The sequence below is a fragment of the Ereboglobus sp. PH5-10 genome (assembly GCF_029504735.1).
GTDB lineage: Bacteria > Verrucomicrobiota > Verrucomicrobiia > Opitutales > Opitutaceae > Ereboglobus.
Map to the genome: position 1 here is coordinate 79,161 of NZ_JAQFIP010000004.1, position 18,336 is coordinate 97,496.

The 18,336-nt window shown below is 61.8% G+C and carries 13 protein-coding genes and 1 tRNA gene; 9 read left to right on the forward strand and 5 right to left on the reverse strand.

Features of this window, described 5'->3' with window-relative positions; genetic code table 11:
* The first annotated feature begins 133 nt into the window (after positions 1-133).
* Positions 134-221: transfer RNA gene (locus M2447_RS04735), tRNA-Ser, on the forward strand.
* 112 nt (positions 222-333) lie between these two features.
* Here the strand turns inward: M2447_RS04735 and M2447_RS04740 are convergent.
* From M2447_RS04740 to M2447_RS04750, 3 genes are all read right to left on the reverse strand, one after another.
* Positions 334-1,518, reverse strand: coding sequence for a DNA replication/repair protein RecF (locus M2447_RS04740; RefSeq protein WP_277557626.1), 1,185 nt, complete (start codon positions 1,516-1,518; stop codon positions 334-336).
* A gap of 105 nt (positions 1,519-1,623) precedes the next feature.
* On the reverse strand, positions 1,624-3,087 hold the full coding sequence (locus M2447_RS04745; protein WP_277557627.1) for an FGGY-family carbohydrate kinase: 1,464 nt from the start codon (positions 3,085-3,087) through the stop codon (positions 1,624-1,626).
* A 226-nt stretch (positions 3,088-3,313) separates the two neighbouring features.
* On the reverse strand, positions 3,314-4,369 hold the full coding sequence (locus tag M2447_RS04750) for a LacI family DNA-binding transcriptional regulator (RefSeq protein ID WP_277557628.1): 1,056 nt from the start codon (positions 4,367-4,369) through the stop codon (positions 3,314-3,316).
* 126 nt (positions 4,370-4,495) lie between these two features.
* Here M2447_RS04750 and M2447_RS04755 point away from each other — a divergent pair, with 126 nt between their 5' ends.
* From M2447_RS04755 to nadB, 8 genes are all read left to right on the forward strand, one after another.
* The gene (locus M2447_RS04755) at positions 4,496-6,541 is read left to right on the forward strand and encodes a VCBS repeat-containing protein (protein WP_277557629.1); all 2,046 of its coding nucleotides are present in this window, start codon (positions 4,496-4,498) and stop codon (positions 6,539-6,541) included.
* A gap of 19 nt (positions 6,542-6,560) precedes the next feature.
* Positions 6,561-7,517 (forward strand): dihydrodipicolinate synthase family protein, encoded by a 957-nt coding sequence (locus tag M2447_RS04760; RefSeq protein ID WP_277557630.1) that lies wholly within the window; start codon positions 6,561-6,563, stop codon positions 7,515-7,517.
* A gap of 73 nt (positions 7,518-7,590) precedes the next feature.
* On the forward strand, positions 7,591-8,598 hold the full coding sequence (locus M2447_RS04765; protein WP_277557631.1) for a sialidase family protein: 1,008 nt from the start codon (positions 7,591-7,593) through the stop codon (positions 8,596-8,598).
* Between the two features lie 53 nt (positions 8,599-8,651).
* A complete protein-coding gene (locus M2447_RS04770) occupies positions 8,652-10,100 on the forward strand; it encodes a sodium:solute symporter (protein WP_277557632.1) in 1,449 nt (482 codons plus the stop codon).
* 110 nt (positions 10,101-10,210) lie between these two features.
* Positions 10,211-10,753: a sigma-70 family RNA polymerase sigma factor gene (locus M2447_RS04775; protein ID WP_108825099.1), complete on the forward strand. Its 543-nt coding sequence runs from the start codon at positions 10,211-10,213 to the stop codon at positions 10,751-10,753.
* Positions 10,754-10,773: 20 nt separating this feature from the next.
* Positions 10,774-12,996 carry a von Willebrand factor type A domain-containing protein gene (locus M2447_RS04780; protein WP_277557633.1) on the forward strand — a complete coding sequence of 741 codons (2,223 nt, stop codon included), beginning with the start codon at positions 10,774-10,776 and terminating at the stop codon, positions 12,994-12,996.
* A 196-nt stretch (positions 12,997-13,192) separates the two neighbouring features.
* Positions 13,193-14,548: a H(+)/Cl(-) exchange transporter ClcA gene (gene clcA / locus M2447_RS04785; protein WP_277557634.1), complete on the forward strand. Its 1,356-nt coding sequence runs from the start codon at positions 13,193-13,195 to the stop codon at positions 14,546-14,548.
* Positions 14,549-14,606: 58 nt separating this feature from the next.
* Positions 14,607-16,238, forward strand: a complete 1,632-nt coding sequence (gene nadB, locus M2447_RS04790; RefSeq protein ID WP_277557635.1) for an L-aspartate oxidase — start codon at positions 14,607-14,609, stop codon at positions 16,236-16,238.
* Positions 16,239-16,248: 10 nt separating this feature from the next.
* Here the strand turns inward: nadB and M2447_RS04795 are convergent, their stop codons facing one another.
* Both M2447_RS04795 and M2447_RS04800 read right to left on the reverse strand, forming a co-directional pair.
* Positions 16,249-17,457 (reverse strand): ABC transporter permease, encoded by a 1,209-nt coding sequence (locus tag M2447_RS04795; protein WP_277508049.1) that lies wholly within the window; start codon positions 17,455-17,457, stop codon positions 16,249-16,251.
* Between the two features lie 85 nt (positions 17,458-17,542).
* Positions 17,543-18,313, reverse strand: coding sequence for an ABC transporter ATP-binding protein (locus M2447_RS04800; protein WP_277557636.1), 771 nt, complete (start codon positions 18,311-18,313; stop codon positions 17,543-17,545).
* Positions 18,314-18,336: the final 23 nt, after the last annotated feature.

The following is an 18,336-nucleotide window of genomic DNA, read 5'->3' on the forward strand; positions in this document are numbered from 1 at the left end:
TTCGCCACGCCGGGAAAAAAGGCGAGGCATTTTCAGGGAAAGATTATTTTCCGTTGACCCGAACGGATGAGCACGCCTTATTTCGCCCCTTCACTCGACGGTTGGCGCGTCCGCGCGCTGGCTGAAACTACCAGGAGAGGTGGCAGAGTGGTCGAATGCGCGCGCTTGGAAAGCGCGTATACCGCAAGGTATCGGGGGTTCGAATCCCCCCCTCTCCGCCAGTTTTCCCCGCGATCATGAGGGAAACATGGCTTTGTCCGGTTTGGTTTGGGAAGAATTCCGGCGAGTTTGAGAAAACCGCCCAAAAAATTCAGGCCGGCTGCACGCGGGACGTCATGAAAACATTCCGCCGCGCACCTCGAACATTTGCCACGCGCCGAGTTCGGCGTCGGGCGGGGCGGTGCCGGTGGCGAGGATTTGGTTGCGCGAGTCGTCGCTGTTGATGCCCGCCCAGAAGCGGCGTCGGCGCTGAGGGTCGAGCTCGCCCAAAACGTCGTCGGCAAGGAGCACGGGGTTCACGCCGGTTTGCTCGCGCAGATACGCGGCCTCGGCGAGGCGCAGCGAAATGGCGAGGCCGCGTTGCTGGCCCTCGGAGGCGAACTCGCGCGCGGGGCGTCCGCCGACGGTCAGTTCGCAATCGTCGCGGTGCGGGCCGGAGAGCGTGGCGCGCATGAGCGTGTCGCGTTCGCGTCCCGAGGCGAACTGGCTTGCCCAGCCGGTTTCGTCGAGCGCGGTCCCGTTGGCGACGCTGGGCGCGTAGGCGATGGCGGCGGCGGGGTAGGGCGAAGCCTCCGGCTGAGCCGCGGGCATCGACTGGTTATCGATGCGATCCGGCTCAGCCGGAGGCTTCGCCCTACCTTCGGCGACGGCGGTGATTTTTTCGTAGGCGGCGGCGACGTGTGTGTTCAGTTTTTCCACGCCCGCGGCGCGGCGTTTCGCGAGTTGCGCGGCGGCGCGGGCAAGCGGTTGCTCGAAGGCGTCGAGTTCGGCGGAGAGCGCGGACGCGCCGCCGTTGCCGCGCTTGAGGAGCTGGTTTCGCGAGGCGAGGGCGCGGTGGTATTCCTGAAGCGCGCGGAGGTATTCGGGATCGGTTTCGGCGAGGGCGAGGTCGAGCCAGCGGCGGCGTCCGCCGGGCGAGCCGCGCACAAGAAGCAGGTCCTGCGAGGTGAAAACGACCGTGGGAAAGCGTCCGATGTAATCGCCGAGTTTGCGGATGCGCTCGCCGTCGCAATGCACTTCCTTTCCGCCGGGGCGCAGGCGGATGGTCACGCGCGTGAGGCCGAATTTCTCGTGCTCGATTTCGCAGGCGATGGCGGCCTCCGGTTTGCCGTGCGCGATGAGCGTGCGGTCCTCGCTTGTGCGAAACGAGCGGAGCGCGGAGATGAAGCCGGCGGCCTCGAGGAGGTTGGTTTTGCCCTGCGCATTTTCACCGACGAAGAACTGCCGCGAGTTGTCGAACGCGAGTTCGGCGAACGCGATGTTGCGGAAGTTTTGAACGGTGATGCTTTTTAGATGCACGAGGAGGATTGTTTAATCGCGAAATCACGGAAGGGCGGAATCGCGGAAGTAGTCATTCCGTTTTTCCGCGCTTCCGCGATTGGTTTTAATCCTTGCGGCTTAAAATCAATTTTTTGGCTGATACACCTTTTGCTCCAGGTGCGCGCCAAGGTGTTTGCGGAACTCGGCTTTGTTTTTGACGGCGCGGAGGGCGATGAGCTGGTTCGCGATGTTGCCGACCGCGGTGCCTTCGAGGTTGAATGAAACGACTGGGACCTTGGCGGCGTTGGCCGTGGACTGGCAGAGCAGCGGGCTGCGCGAGCCGCCGCCGACAATGAGGATGCGCTTGAACTCGCGGCCGGTCATGCGCTCGAAGGCGGCCTTGGCGTCGGCATGGCCGCGGGCGAGCGAGTCGCAGATGAGGCGCATGTAGCCTTTCACGTTTTTCGGGGGGACGGCTTTTTTGCGGCGGAGTTGTCCGTCGATGACGGCTTTCATCGAGGGCGGGTTGGCGAGCGCGGGGTCGGTGATGTCGATGAGGACTTTTGAAACGGAGGCGGGCAGGCGCGCCGCGTCGTCGATGAGCTTGTCCCATGCCTCGGGTGTTTTCGGGCGGGCGGAGGGGCCGAGGTCGAGCATGGTGCGCTCGAGGAGCCACATGCCGATGACGTTTGTGAGGGGGCGGTAGCGGCCATCGCCGATGCGTTCGTTGGCGACGCGAGCCTTGAGCGCGTCGGGGCCGAGCACGGGCGTGTCGCTTTCGAAGCCGACGAGCGACCAGGTGCCGGAGCTGAGGAAGAGGTCGGTGCCGTCGGGGCTGGCGGGCATGGCGTCGTAGGCGCACGCGGTGTCGTGGCCGGGCACGGCGATGACCCTGGCGCCGGCGAGCTCGGGAATGTTTTTCACCGTGCCGAGGCGCGTGCCGGCGAGGACGGGTTTGCCGAGCCACGAGGGCGGGACGCGGAAGTAGTCGAGCGCGGGGCGCGACCAGTCGGTCGAGTTTACATCGAGGAGCTGCGTGGTGCTGGCGATGGTGAGCTCGTTGGCCATCGTGCCGGAGAGGAGGTAGTTGAAGTAGTCCGGCAGGAAGAGGCAGCGCGTGGCGAGGTCGGTGATGGCGGGGCAGTCGGCGATCGTTTCTGCGAGCTGGAGCGAGGAGTTGTAGAAGACGTTGGGGATGCCGGTGGCGGCGTAAACGCGCTCGAGCGCGGCGCGCGTGTTGCCGAGGTGGCGCAGGCCGGCTTGCGTGCGGTTGTCGCGGTAGGCGTGGACGGGGAACACGAGGCGTCCGGCGTCGTTGAGGAGCGCGTAATCGACGCCCCAGGTGTCGACGCCGACGGAGGCGATTTTTTTGCCGCGCGGCAGGGCGGCTGCGGCCTTGCGGAGGCCGGTTTGCACCTCGTGCCAGAGCGCGCCGATTTCCCAATAGTCGTTGCCGTTGAGCGTGCGGAAGGTGTTGGGGAAGCGGTGCGCGACGGTGAGCTTGAGGCGGTTGTTTTGCCAAGCGCCGAGGATGACGCGCCCGCTCGTGGCGCCGAGATCGACGGCCGCGCAATAGATGGTGGATTTTGAGGTGTTTTTGGTGGCCATGAAATGAGGTGTTAAACCCCATGAGTGAACGCGGACGCGCAAAAAGGTGAAGTGCGAAAATCACACAACCGCGAGGTGTGTTTGCATGACAGTTTGAACGCCCGGGGCGCAAACGGTCCCGGGAAAAGGACGCCCGAGGTGTGATTAAAAGTAAAACGCGGCGGTTTCGGCGAAACCGCCCTACCCTTATCACAACCGCATTTTAATCCCCCCTGACGCCAGGCGATTATTTTTTCCGGGGGCGCCGGGAACGGTTCGTCGATTCGCGCAAATAGACGGGCGGCACGACGAGGATTTCCCGCGGGGTGTCGGTTTTTCCCGAAAGCTGGTTGAACAGCAGCGGGATTGCCTCCGCAACCATCGTGTCGTTTGCGCCCGCGAGCGTGGACAGGGACGGGTTGAAAAACTCCTCGATTTCATGATCCCCCACACCCACCACGGCCGCGTCGTTGGGAATTGAAAGTCCGCGCTCCTGAAAAGCGCGATACACTCCGACCGCTAGGCTGTCCGTCACCGCAAAAACTCCGTCGCAGCGTCCGCCGCCATCAAGAAACGCATCCAGCGCCGCGACGGCATCCCGGGGTTGAAGCCCGTCGCATTCGATCACGGCAGGGGTGGCGAGTTTCCCAGCCTTGGAGGCGTCCTTGAACGCGGCGACACGCTGGGAGGTGGCCTGCGTCAGCGCCTTGCCATGAATGACCGCGAGGTTTCGGCAGCCGGCGTCAATCAACACTTCGGCGGCCCGTTTTCCAACAAAGTTGGGGATTTCGAGCACGCAGTTGTGCCCCTCGATTCGGCGGCCCAGAACGACCGACGCATACGGAAACTTTGCCGTGGCGAGAAACCGGTCGTCGGCCGGCAGCGTGTTGGTTATGATGATTCCGTGATACCGGTCCGACTCCAAGAGGCCCGGTTTTTCCGCCAGCTTTCCGGCATGAAACATCTCAATGGCGACGGCGTAGCGGGTGTGCTTGTCCGAACGCTTGTCCGCCTCCTTTTGAATGGCGTGCAACGCCTGGCCGACGAGCGGCAGGGGCGCCTCAAACGAGGTCAGGATTGCGATGTCGTATTGCCGGGTCAGGGGGCGGTGGGTTCTGAGGCGGCGCCCCGCCATGTTGGGGACATAACCAAGCTCCTTGATCGCCTTGCGTATCCGGTTTGCGGTTTTCTCAGAAATCCGCCTCTCCAAATAATGGTTGGAAAGCACCGAGGAAACCGCGGCGGGGGACACTCCTATGTGTCGCGCAACTTCGTAAATGGTCACTGCCGGCTTGCTGTTCATATTTGCCCGCGAGTATTGCTAAATCTATAAGTTTAGCAAATCAAAAATACGCAAAACCGGGGCATGGCGTTAAAATGATATTGACTTTAGCTAAATCATTTTAGCATTTTCGACCAAAACCCTGCCATGAACATGAATGCACCCAAGTTCCTCCCCCTTGCCATCGCGCTTTGCCTGTCGTGCGGTTTTGCGTCCGCACAACCCGCGAATGATTCGAGCCGGTTTGTCCGCTTGAAGCACAATAATCCCGGGCTGGTTGTCGACCTTGGCGTCGGCTTGTGGGCGTGGCCTGTCGTGTGTGATCGCAACGGCGACGGATTGCCCGACCTGATTGTCGTCGCGGGAGGCTCGCCCGACAAGGGATGCCATTATTTTGAAAACACGGGCAAAAAGGATGCCGAAACCGGCATGGATATATTCAAGCCCGCGGCTTATATTGGCCCCGGCAGCGGCAATGTGACCGCCTCATACACACCGGACGGATTGCGCGTGGTCGCGTCGGGATATGAATATCCCGATTTTATAAAAAACGGGCTCGCGCAGGCGAACAGGAAAAAACTTCCGCTGACCGCAAGGCAGATCCACCGCACATCCGGGCGGATTCGCGGCGAACAGTGGAGTTATGTGGATTATGATGGCGATGGAACCCTGGACTTGGTTTTTGGCGTCGGGGACTGGACGGATTACGGCTGGGACAACGCATACGATTCCAACGGGCGCTGGACAAACGGGCCGCTGCACGGATTTGTATATATAATGATTAACAAGGGCACCAACGCGAAGCCCCGTTATGAAAAGCCGGTCCGCCTGCAGGCGGATAATCGCGACATTGACGTCTATGGCATGCCGTCCCCTGTTTTCGGCGATTTTCGCGGCACGGGAAAACTCGATTTGATCTGCGGGGAGTTTGTCGACGGATTCACCTTTTATGAAAATGTGGGAACGCGGGAGTCGCCGAAATACGCGCCCGGCCAGCGGCTGTCCGCCGGGGGCGCGCCTCTGACGATGCCACTGGAGATGATTGTGATCACGGCATGCGACTGGAACAAGGACGGGCACTTGGATTTGATCGTGGCGCAGGAGGACGGACGCGTGGCCCTGATGGAGAACACCGGCAATGTCATCAATTCGGAATGGCAGCCCAATCCGCGCGGCAAGCCGGTCGCCAAAAGCATGCCCGAGTTCAAGCCGCCGCGCTTTTTCAAGCAAGAGGCGGACAGTGTGAAGTTCGGCGTGCTCACCACGCCCGTTGCCGCGGATTGGGACGGCGACGGACTCGTGGATATATTGACTGGAAACACCGCGGGCGAAATTGCATTTATAAAAAACCTCGGCGGCTCCCCCGTGCGCTGGGCGGCTCCGCGGTTGCTCGAGGCGGACGGCAAGCCCATATTGATAATGGCCGGATATAACGGCTCGATCCAAGGGCCGGCGGAATCAAAATGGGGATACACCAATATATATGTGGCGGATTGGGACGGCGACGGACTGCTTGATATCATGGTGAATTCCATCATCGGAAATATTATATGGTATAAAAATATCGGGACCAAAACATCGCCCAAGCTGGCCGCCGCGCAACCCGTGCGCGCAATCTGGAAAACCGGCGCGAAAAAACCCGCGTGGAATTGGTGGGATCCGAAAGGCGACGAGCTCGTGCTCCAATGGCGCTGCACGCCTTATATGATCGACATCGACAAGGACGGGGTGCCGGACCTTGTGGCGCCCGACCACGAGGGCTACCTGGCATGGTTCCGCCATGTGGTTCGCGACGGCGAGCATTATGTAATGCCGGGTAAGCGCATTTTCAAAATGAAAGGATTGTCCGAGTTTGATTCCAGGGGCGCGGCCAACAAGGACGGGCCATCCGGCGGGGCGTTGCGCATGAATTATGGCGAGGCGGGAAAAAGCGGACGGCGCACATTTCATTTCACCGACTGGGACGGCGACGGCCGGGTGGATTTGCTCGTGAACAGTGTTAATATTAATTTCTACCGCAATGTCGCCACCAAGCCCGGGGAATGGATATTCGAGGACATGGGACAAGTGGACTCGAAAAAACTCGCGGGCCACAGCACGGCCCCGGCCACTTGGGATTGGGACGGCGACGGAAAGGAAGAACTGCTCGCGGGAGCGGAGGATGGATTCTTCTACTTGTTGAAAAAGGAATAAACAAAATCATACAATTTTCATGGCATCCCCATACCCAAAAAAAGGCATACTTGCGGCGCTCTGGCTGCCAACGGACGCGGAAGGCAACCTGCTCAAGCGCGAGCTCGCCGCCAATATCGACTGGCTGAAACGCAAGGGCATACACGGGGTGCTGGCACTCGGAAGCACCGGCGAGTTTCCGCAGATGAGCGCCGACCGGCGGAAGGAGGCGATAACCGCCGTGATCGAATGCGCGGCGCCGCTGCCCGTCGTTGTTAATATAAGCGACATACGCCCCGGCATTGTGGGCGAGCTGGGAAGGCATGCGCGTGCCGCCGGGGCTTGCGCGGTGGCGATCATGCCGCCGGGGTTCTATCCCTCGACGCAGGATGACGTGCTGGCGCATTTTTTATACGCCGCGGAACACGCGGATTTGCCCGTGTTTTTGTATAATTTCCCCGAGTTGACCGGCACGCGAATCAACATCGAAACCGTGGCTAAATTCGCGGACCGGGCAAACATGGCGGGCATCAAACAAAGCGGCGGCGAATTTGATTATCACAAGGAGCTGGTCGCGCTTGGAAAGGAAAAGAACTATGTTGTGTTCTCGGGAGCGGACACGCGGCTTGCCGAGGTTTTCAAACTGGGCGCGGTCGGCTGCATAGGCGGACTGGTGAATATTGTCCCGGATTTGATGCTGGATTTATATAATATATGCCAGGAGGGAAAACCCGGAGACCCCGGCATTTTGGCGGACAGGATCAAGTTTACCGGCGCCATGGTTGACAGGCTCACATTTCCGCTAAACGTCTCGGCAGGCATGGCCGCACGCGGGCGGCCGGTCGGCGAACCCAAGGCACGGGTTTCCCCCGAGTCAAAACGCATTCACGACACCATCATTCGCGACCTCTCCGTCGCCTTTGGCGAATGGGGGCTGGAGTGCGCCAACGCTGAAAACAAGATGGCGTTTGCCTCCCCAACCAACGCATGTTTTTAAGGATCAATTTATGAACCCAAAATACCCTATTGGACTAGTTGTGTTTCTGGCGGCCGTTTTCCTGGCGCCGGCAATGGTCGCTGAAAATGGCGCGGCCGTGCTCCGCTCGGAGTTTATATACAAGGAGGCGCCCTATCCGGAGTGTCATGCGTCAACCATCGCCCAAACGGCAGAGGGCGGCATGGTCGCCGCGTGGTTTGGCGGCACGAAGGAAAAGAATCCCGATGTGTGTATTTGGGTGTCGCGTCTTGAGAATGACAAATGGACCGAGCCGGTCAATGTGGCCAACGGCATCCAGCCCGACGGCACGCGCCATCCCACCTGGAATCCGGTTTTGTTTCAGCCTCCCGGCAAGAACGCGCCCTTGATCTTATATTATAAAGTCGGCCCGTCGCCCCAAAAATGGTGGGGCATGCAGATGATTTCCAAGGACGGCGGACGCTCGTGGGAGGAGCCGGCCCGTTTGCCCGAGGGGATTTTGGGTCCCATCAAAAACAAGCCGGTTGTCCTGCCCGACGGCACATGGATTTCGCCTTCGAGCACTGAGGCGCGGCGGTCCGACTGGCGGGTGCATTTTGAAATATCAAAGGACCGGGGAAAAACCTGGCGCAAAGCGGGTCCCGTGAAAAAGGGAGCGGGGTTTGACGCGATACAACCGAGTATTTTGTTCATGAAAGACGGACGCCTGGAGGCGCTTTGCCGCACCCGGCAGGGCGTGATCGCCATGACATGGTCCGCCGACAATGGCGAGACATGGAGCCCGCTCTCGGCACTGGCCCTGCCCAATCCGAACTCGGGAACCGACGCGATCACGCTTTCCGACGGGCGGCAGTTGTTAATATACAATCATTCGGCGCACCGTGTGGAGCGTTCGGGATGGGGCGTGCGCCATCCGCTCAAGCTGGCGCTTTCCGACGACGGGATTAACTGGACGCCGGTTCTCACACTGGAGGACCAGCCCCTGCGCGAGGGTTATGCCTACCCGGCCATTATACAAACATCCGACGGATTGGTGCACATCACATACACATGGGATCGCAAGCGCATCAAATATACAGTCATAGACCCTTCGAAGTTGTGAAAACCTCCGGTCATTTTGCATCACTTGATATTATCGTTCTGGCTGCCTACTTCATGGCAACGCTGGGAATCGGCGCCGCCTGCTGGCGAAAAAGCAGGTCGGTTGACGGCTTCACCGCGGCGGAAAGCAGTTTGCCGGGCTGGCTGACCGGGCTTTCAATATTGGGAACGTATATAAGCAGCATTAGTTTTATCGCGCTTCCGGGAAAGGCGTTCGCGGCGAACTGGAACTCCTTTGTGTTCAGCCTTTCCATTCCTTTTGCGGCGTGGATTGGTGTGAAATATTTCCTGCCATTCTACCGCAACAGCGGATGCATCTCCGCATACACGCACCTCGAGGAGCGCTTCGGCGGCTGGGCGAGGACTTATGCGAGCGCCTGCTACCTGCTCACGCAAATGGCGCGCGTGGGAACGGTCACTTATTTAATGGCGCTGCCCATGAACGTCCTGCTCGGCTGGGATATCAGGCTGATCATTCTCATCACCGGAATAAGCACCACGTTATACACATTCATCGGCGGCATCGTGGGCGTGATATGGACGGAGGCGGCGCAAACAGTCGTGCTTGTGCTGGGCGCGCTGGTGTGCGCGGTTTTGATGCTGGCCGGATTGCCCGAGGGGCCGGGGCAGTTGTTCCAGATCGCGTCGGCGCATGATAAATTCAGCCTCGGCAGTTTCGGCGCCAGCCTGGCGGAACCCACGTTTTGGGTGGTGCTGGTTTATGGCGTGGTAATCAACCTCCAAAACTTCGGCGTGGACCAAAACTACGTCCAGCGCTACCACGCCGCAAAATCCGACCGCGAGGCGCGCAAAAGCCTGTGGATGGGGGCGCTGCTGTATGTTCCCGTGTCGGCGGTGTTCTTTTTTATAGGAACCGCGCTGTTTGCGTATTATTTCACCCACGCGGGCGACCTTCCCCTTGAGTATCAAGCCGCCGACAAGAGCGACTACGTGTTTCCATGGTTCATCGTGAGCGTTTTGCCCCAGGGGATCACCGGCCTGCTCATAGCGTCGATTTTTGCCGCGGCGATGAGCACGATTTCGAGCAGCCTGAATTCGTCGGCCACGATATTTCTCAATGATTATTATCAGCGTTATATAAACAAGGCGGCAACGGAACGGCAGAGGATGCGGGTGCTGTATATTTCCACGATTGTGGTTGGAATAATCGGCACCACGCTTGCGTTCGGCATGATCAACGTAAAAAGCGCGCTGGACGCGTGGTGGACGCTGGCCGGGATATTCGGCGGCGGCATGCTGGGACTGTTCCTCCTGGGATTCATCAGCCGCCGCGCCGGAAAGCCGTCCGGGGTAATCAGCGTGGCGGTCGGAATTTTGGTGATTTTGTGGATGAGCGTTTCGCCCAAGCTCGGCTGGGTGCCGGAGGGGATGCGAAGCCCGTTTCATTCGTTTTTGACGATCGTGTTTGGCACGGCGGCGCTACTGCTCACGGGATTGCTGGTGACCGCGTTCGCGCGGCCGCGGAAGCGCGACGGGGCATAGGGATTCGCGCACATTTCGTTTATTTTCTGCTTTCTTGAAATTATTTTTTAAGAAAGCGTGAAGTCGCGCGTTAACAGGCAAAGGTCACCACACATCCACCGACCCCAACAATGAAACCGGAGCCATCCAACCATGAGCAATCACGCACCACAAATGCGAACGACTTTGCGCGCGCAATCGTCAACGAATACCAAGGCCCGCTCACGCGCTACGCCACCCGCTTCCTCGGCGACGCCGACCGGGCGCGCGACGTCGTGCAGGACACCTTCATGCGCCTCATGGAGCGTCCGGTCGGCGAGGTGGACGGACATCTCGCCGAATGGCTTTTCACCGTCTGCCGCCACCGCGCGCTCGACATTCTTAGAAAGGAGGCCCGTATGAGCCGCTTTGAGGAAGGCCAGATCGAACGCGTCGCAACCGACGATCCGCGCCCCGGCCGCGCCCTCGAGCACGAGGAGGCTCACACCGCCATGCTGCGCCTCATCGACGGCCTGCCCGCCAGCCAGCAGGAGGTCATCCGCCTGAAGTTTCAAAACGGATTCAGCTACAAGGAAATCAGCCGCATCACCGACCTCTCGGTCAGCCACGTCGGCGTCCTCATCCACAACGCCGTGCAACGCCTCCGCGCCGACTTCGCCGCGCAAAAATCGTAACACCAACGGGAGCCACAGAAATGAAACACAACGACAACAACCACTCTTCCGACAACACGCCCGCGCCCCAATTCTCCGCCGACGACCCGCGCCTCACCGCCTACGCCCTCGGCGAAATGGACGCCGCCGAACGCGCCGTCTTCGAAACCGAAATCGCCGGCAACCCCGCCGCGCAAGCCGCCGTCGCCGAAATCCGCGCCCTCGCCGGGCAACTCGAAACCGTCTTCGCCGCCGAACCCGCGACGGAGCAAAAAAACGCGCCCATCACCCCCGAACAAATCGAGGACTGGCGCGCCGCCCGCGAAGCCGAGGCACAAGAAGCGCGCAAGCGCGCGAAAAAACCGTTTCGCTTCCCGTATTTCCTCGTCGCCGGACTGGCGACGGCGTGTTTCGCAGTGGCGTTTTTCGCGATTCTGAAACCGGCGCACGATTCCCGACAGGCGGAAAAACTCGCCATGCAAAAAGCGCAAGCGATGTATGTCTCCCTGCCTGTCGAAGCCGAGTCCCGCGCGAAAGAGGCAAGCAGTGCTCCTGCAAGCGTTGCCAGTCGACCGACACCAGCGCAGACAGCCGCAACACTGGAGCGATTCACGGTCACTGGGGAACGCCACGGACAGGCCAAGCTCATCATGGAACAGCGCGCGGCTGATAACGTGGTCACTGCCATCGCCATTGATTCCTTTGGAGAGCTCACTCAAGGTTCTGTCGGCGAATTCATGAAATACATGCCCGGCATTGGTGCCTCCGCTGTTTCGCAAAACCCCGGTGCCGAATCCTACACCCGCTACGCCGACAATGGCTTTCTCGGCACCACTGAAAACCCGCTCTCGACCTTCTCCGCCGACATCGACACGGCCAGCTACACAAACGTCCGCCGATTCCTCAATCGCGGACAGCGCCCGCCAGCCGACGCCGTGCGCGTCGAGGAGATGATAAACTACTTCGCCTACAACTACGCGCCGCCCGCGAAGGAAAGCGGCGCGCCCTTCGCCGCCACGATGGAAGTCGCCGCCGCGCCCTGGAATCCCGAGCATCGCCTCGTGCGCATCGGCATCAAGGGCCGCGAAGTCGCCGACGATTCGCGCCCGCCCGCCAACCTCGTTTTCCTGCTCGATGTCTCCGGCTCGATGGACGAACCCAACAAACTCCCGCTCGTGAAGGAATCCATGCGCATGCTCGTCAACCGCCTGCGCCCAAGCGACCGCATCGCCATCGTCACCTACGCAAACACGATCGACCTCGCCCTGCCCTCCACGGCGGTGAGTGAGAAAACCAAAATCCTCGACACTCTCGACGCCCTCCGCGCCACCGGCGGCACCAACGGCGGCAAGGGCATCCAGCTCGCCTATGAAATTGCCAGGGCCAACTTCCTCAAGGAGGGCGCCAACCGCGTCATTCTCTGCACAGACGGAGATTTTAACATCGGTGTCACCAGCAACGACGAGCTCGCCACCATGATCGAGGAAAAGGCCAAAAGCGGCGTCTTCCTTTCCGTCCTCGGATTCGGCATGGGCAACCTCAAGGACTCCCGGCTCCAGACACTCGCCAACAAAGGCAACGGCAACCACGGCTACATCGACAACCGCGCCGAGGCCCGCCGCCTCCTCGTCGAGCAAACCGCCGGCACTCTCGTCACCATCGCCAAGGACGTGAAACTCCAAGTCGAGTTCAATCCCGCGCAGGCCGCCGCGTATCGGCTTATTGGATACGAAAAGCGCCTCCTTGCGAAAGAGGATTTCAACAACGACAAAGCTGACGCCGGTGAAATCGGCGCGGGCCACACCGTCACCGCCCTCTACGAGGTAATCCCCGCAAAATCCGCCGCGGGTGCGCCGAGTGCGACGTCCGCCGAAACCGACGCTCCCGTTTCAACCGTCGATCCCCTCAAATACCAGACCCAAACCGTCGTCACCACCGCGCCCAAGCTCGAACTCACGGGAGAGCTTCTCACTCTGAAAATCCGCTACAAGGCGCCGAGTGCCGACATGAGCGACAAAATCGAGTTCACGCTCGAGGACAAAGGCGTGGCATTTGACGAGGCCAGTCCCGACTTCAAGTTCACCTGTTCGGTTGCCGCCTTCGCGATGCTGCTTCGCAACTCGCCCGACAAGGGCGTGGCGACCTACGACAGCGTCCTCGAATGGGCCGAGCCCGGCATGACCGGCGCAACCGGCGCCGAGCTCGAACGCCGCGGCGAATTCACCGACCTCGTCCGCCGCGTCAAACAGATCGCGACGAACTGAAACGGTTCAAACGAAACTGCCCCGTCCCTGGTGGGGCGCGCTCGCCGAGCGCGCCGGGAACCACGAAAGACAAACGCGGCGGTTTTAGCGTTTTCGGCCGATAGTGACAGTCCGCCGGCACGGGCGAGTGTCCGCATGGAAAACATTTTCGCAAAGTATTGCGCACGCGGCCGCGCATTTTAAAGATGCGCAAACCATGCGACATATCACACAGGACTCCGGATTCGGCCTGAAGACGGAACAAGTCAAACGCCGTCACATTCTTGTGAAGGCGGTGATCATCGGCCTGGTGTCGGGCGGGCTGGCGTGCGCGTTTCGCTGGACCTTGATGCAGGTGGAGCACGGACGCACCGGAGCGCTTGCATGGTTGCGGGAAAATGCGCACTGGGCTGCCGGCTTGCTGGCGGCGGTCGGCATCGGCGCGGCCGGGTGCGCGCTGGCCTTGTGGCTTGTGCGCCATTTCGCGCCGGAAACTTCGGGCAGCGGGATTCCACACTTAAAATCCGTCATGCTCGACCAAGCGGAAATGCGCTGGTGGCGGGTGATCCCGGTCAAGTTCGCGGCGGGTGTGATCGGCATAGGCGCGGGCCTTGCGCTCGGGCGAGAGGGGCCGACAATCCAGATGGGCGGGGCGACGGGCCAAATGGTTTCGCGGTGGTTTCGCGTGCGCGGCGGCGAGGGCGAGCGCAAGGCGCTCATGAGCGCGGGCGCTGCGGCGGGCTTGTCGGCGGCGTTCAACGCGCCGCTCGCGGGCGTCATGTTTGTGCTCGAGGAACTGCACGGCGTTTTTGCGCCGGTGTTGTTTGTGGCCGCTTTTGTGTCGTCGGTTGTCGCGGACATTGTGTGCCGTCTGCTTCTCGGCGCGTCGCCTGTTTTTGCCACGCCAAGCATCGCCGCGCCCACGCTGGCCGCGCTGCCGCTCGCCGCCGTGCTCGGCCTGGTGTGCGGGTTTGGCGGCGTGGCGTTCAACAAAGTGCTGCTTCGCAGCCTGGACTGGTTCGACGGTCTGCGTGCGCGCCGCTGGCCCGTGATCGCAATCGGCGCGCTTGCGGGCGCGGTGGTCGGGATCGCGGCGTGGACCTGCCCCGAAGTGGTCGGATCAGGTTCGCATCTCGCCGAGCACGCGCTGGGCGGCGGGCTCAAGGTGATCGGCGTCATCGCCTTGATGATGCTGGCGCGTTTTGCGCTGACGATGTGGAGTTTCGGCTCGGGCGCGGCGGGCGGCATTTTCGCGCCGCTGCTTGTCATCGGCGCGCTCGTCGGGCTCGCAACGGGGCACGCGGTGCACCAAGTGTGGCCGTCGCTTGTCGGACATCCGGAAATTTTTGCGGTGATTGGCATGGGCGGACTGCTGACGGCCATCGTGCGCGCGCCGCTCACGAGCATGGTGCTGATTATCGAGCTGACCGGAAAATACGATTTTATGCTGCCGGTGCTGACCTGCTCGCTGATCGCATACGGCGTGGCCGAGGCGATGAACTGCGCGCCGATCTACGAATCGCTGCGCCTGCGCGCGCTGGAAAAGTCCGCTGAAATCGCACCCGCCGCGTGATTTTTGTCTTTTCTGCCGCGCCATTTTAGGAAGGCATCTTGTTTGAAAACCTTGACCCATGACTCATAACTTCGACGTCCTTGTTGTCGGCACCGGAATCGCCGGGCTGAGCTTTGCGCTGAAAACCGCGCGCGCCGGCCTCTCGGTGGCGCTTCTCACCAAGAAAAACAAGGCCGAGTCCAACACCAACCACGCGCAAGGCGGCATCGCCGTCGTGATGTCGCAAACGGACGACTTCGAGGCGCATGTGCGCGACACGCTCGTGGCGGGCGACGGGTTGTGCAACGAAAAGGCCGTGCGCGAAATCGTCCGCGACGGGCCCGAGCGCGTCCGTGAATTGATCGACTTGGGGCTGGAGTTTTCGCGCGACAAATCGGGCGCGTTCGACCTCGGGCGCGAGGGCGGCCACAGCGCGCGGCGCATCCTGCACGTCAAGGACATGACCGGCAAGGCGGTCGAGGAGGCGCTGCTGCGCGCGATCGCGAACGAAAAACGCATCAAGCTGCTCGAGCACTTTTTTGCCATCGACGTCGTCACATCGGCCAAGCTTCGGCTCGGCGGCGCCAATCGCATCGCCGGCCTCTACGCGCTCAATGTGCGCAAGCGCCGCGTTGAGGCGTTTCACGCGCCCGTCGTCGTGCTCTCGACCGGCGGCGCGGGCCAGGTCTACCGCTACACGACAAATCCCGGCATCGCCACGGGCGACGGCATCGCGATGGCGTATCGCGCGGGCGTCGAGGTGCGCAACATGGAGTTCATCCAGTTTCACCCGACCGCGCTCTACTCGCTGAAAGGCGAGCGCTTTCTCATCAGCGAGGCGGTGCGCGGCGAGGGCGCGATCCTGCGCAATGCCGATGGCGCGGCGTTCATGAAACGCTACCACAAAATGGCCGACCTCGCGCCACGCGACATCGTGGCGCGCGCCATCGACGCCGAGATGAAAAAATCCGGCGCGCCCCATGTGTGGCTCGACATCACGCATCGCGACAGGGCGTTTCTGCGCGGCCGATTCCCGCAAATTTTCGAGACATGCCTCGCGCTCGGCATCGACATCTCCCGCGACAAAATCCCCGTCGTGCCCGCCGCGCACTACACTTGCGGAGGCGTGGCCACCAATCTTTCCGCCGAAACCTCGCTGCCCGGGCTCTACGCCTGCGGCGAGGCGGCCTGCACCGGCCTGCACGGCGCGAACCGGCTCGCCAGCAACTCGCTGCTCGAAGCCGTCGTGCTCGCGCATCGCGGCGCGCTTTCCGTCATAAAATACACCGGCGCGCTCAAAAGTGAAAAACGCAAACGCGCCGCGAGCCCGAAGATTCCCGCGTGGCGCGACCTCGGCGGCGGCGACGAGGACGAGCGCGTGGTCATCGCGCACAACTGGGACGAGCTCCGCTCCACGATGTGGGATTACGTGAGCATCCTGCGCACATCGAAGCGGCTCGCGCGCGCCCGGCGCCGCATCGCCAATCTCGCGCACGAAACGCACGAGTATTACTGGAATTTTTCCGTCGATCCGCGCCTGCTCGAGCTGCGCAACTTGATACAAGTCGCCGAACTCGTCGTGAAGTGCGCGCAACAGCGCAAGGAAAGCCGCGGGCTGCACGCGATCGTTGACCATCCGAAAAAATTGAAAGCCGCGCGCGACTCCCGGGCGCGCAGCAGAAACGAGCAGCCCCGCCGGCCGAAGGCCTGAAGCCCCCGCGTCAGGACAAAGGCGAGAGCGTTTCAGCCACGGGCACGCGGTAGGCCTTTACCGCGGGGATGATTCCGCCGAGCGCGCCGAGCGCGATCATGCCGAGCGGGCACCACACCAGAACCGCGTGCCACGCGGCCACGGAAATGACGACGCCCGTTTGTTCGCGAATCAATTCCGCCGCGCCCGTCATCAGCACAAAATACACGACAAAGCCGCACGCCGCGCCAAGCGCGCCAATCACCATCGACTCCAGCACCACGCCGCCAAACACCGTGCCGCGACGGGCGCCCAGAGCGCGCAGGATCGCGATGTCGCGCTGCCTCGTGCTCATCGACGCGTAGATGCTCGCGAGCACGGAGCCCGCCGCGACCAGGACGACAACAAACGCCACCAGCGCCAGCACGCGGTCAAACCAGCCGATCTTGTTGAAAAAATCCGCGATGATCGCGCTCGTCGGATAGGCAAACGTGAGGCGCCCGCCCTGCTTGTTGTAATACTGGTCGAGCGCAAATCCCGCCGACGGCGCGCGCAGCCGCACAAGCACCGCGCTCAACTCCGAGCGCGACGACTCGGCGTGCCCCGCCATGTGACGCGCGCCATCGAGCGGTATCCAGATCACACGGTCGGCGGGCGTGTTGGTCGGCGCGAGGATGCCGGCGACCCTGTATTCCTCGTCGTGCTCGTGATCGGGCGCATGGGCGAGTCCATGGCTGGGACGAAACACCGAGCCGACGGAGAGCCCGAGTTGCGCGGCGGCGAAACTGCCGGCCAGCGCCTCGCGCGAATGCGCGCCCGGCAAAAAGACCTTCCCCTGCGCAATCGTGAATTTTGTCCCGCTCGTGTGCTCGGCATCCGTGAACAACTCCGGCACTGTGCCGACGATGCGCCAGCCTTTGTAGTTGTCGCCGGTGGCGACGGGAATGGCCGCCTTCACCGCGGGGTGCTTTTTAATGCGCTCGTAGTCGGCGTCCAAAATATTTCCGGGCGAGGACTCCATGTGAAAAATGGCGTTCAGCACGATCTGCAATTCCGAGCCTCGCGCGGCGAGCACGCCGTCGAAACTCGTGCTGGTTTCCAAGAACGCGCGCTGCGATTGCGCCCTCACCATCCACACCGTCATGAGCAGGCCGGTCGCCAGCGCGATGCTGGCCGCGGTGACAAGCGTCGAAAGCGCGTGCTGGCGCAGGCTGCGATAAATGATGAGCGGGATGGTCATTTGAATGCGGAATGAGGAATGAGGAATGCGAAACGAATCCCGGGGCTTCGCCCTGCCTGATATGTGATTCTGTCGATGCCGTTTTTCATTCCACGGTGCGCGAGGGCGCCTCGCCGGGTTTGCGCGGCTGGCCCCAAGGGGTGCGCGAGGCGTTGTCCATGCGGTTGATTTCGGTGAAGTCGCGCACGTTGTCGAAGCGCGCGAGCGTGGCGTCGTCATGGCTCACGAGGAGGAGCGCCGCGCCGCACTCGCGGCAAGTGTCCTTCATGAGGTCGAGCGCGCCGGCGGTGTTGCGGTTGTCGAGGTTGCCGGTCGGCTCGTCGGCGATGACGAGCTTGGGCCGGTTCGCGAGCGCGCGCGCCACGGCGACGCGTTGTTGCTGCCCGGTCGAAAGTTCGCGCGGAAAATGTTGCAAGCGGTGCGAAAGGCCCACTCGGTCGAGCATCGCGCGCGCGCGAACGCCGTCCGCCCCGCCCGGCGCGAACGACATGCCGAGCAGGACGTTTTCAAGAACCGTGTGCCCTTGCAGCAAATTGAACGCCTGGAAAATATAGCCGATCTTGGCGGCGCGCAGGGCGTCGCGCCGCGACTCGCCGGGCGCGGTCATCTCGACGCCGTCGATTGTGATGACGCCGCTGTTGGGGCGCAGAATTCCGGCGATGAGGTGCAGGAATGTGGTCTTGCCCGAGCCGCTTTCGCCGCGCAACGCAATCTGCCCGCCGGGGTCGAGGTGAAAGTCCGCCACGTCGATGACGCGCACCTTGGCGCCCTCGGGTGTCGTGAAACTTTTGGTGAGATTGCGAACGGTGAGCATGGGTGTGCGGCGGATGCGTGTTGCGGGGCCACCATCGCGCATGCCGGCAAAAAGCGCGAGTGTAA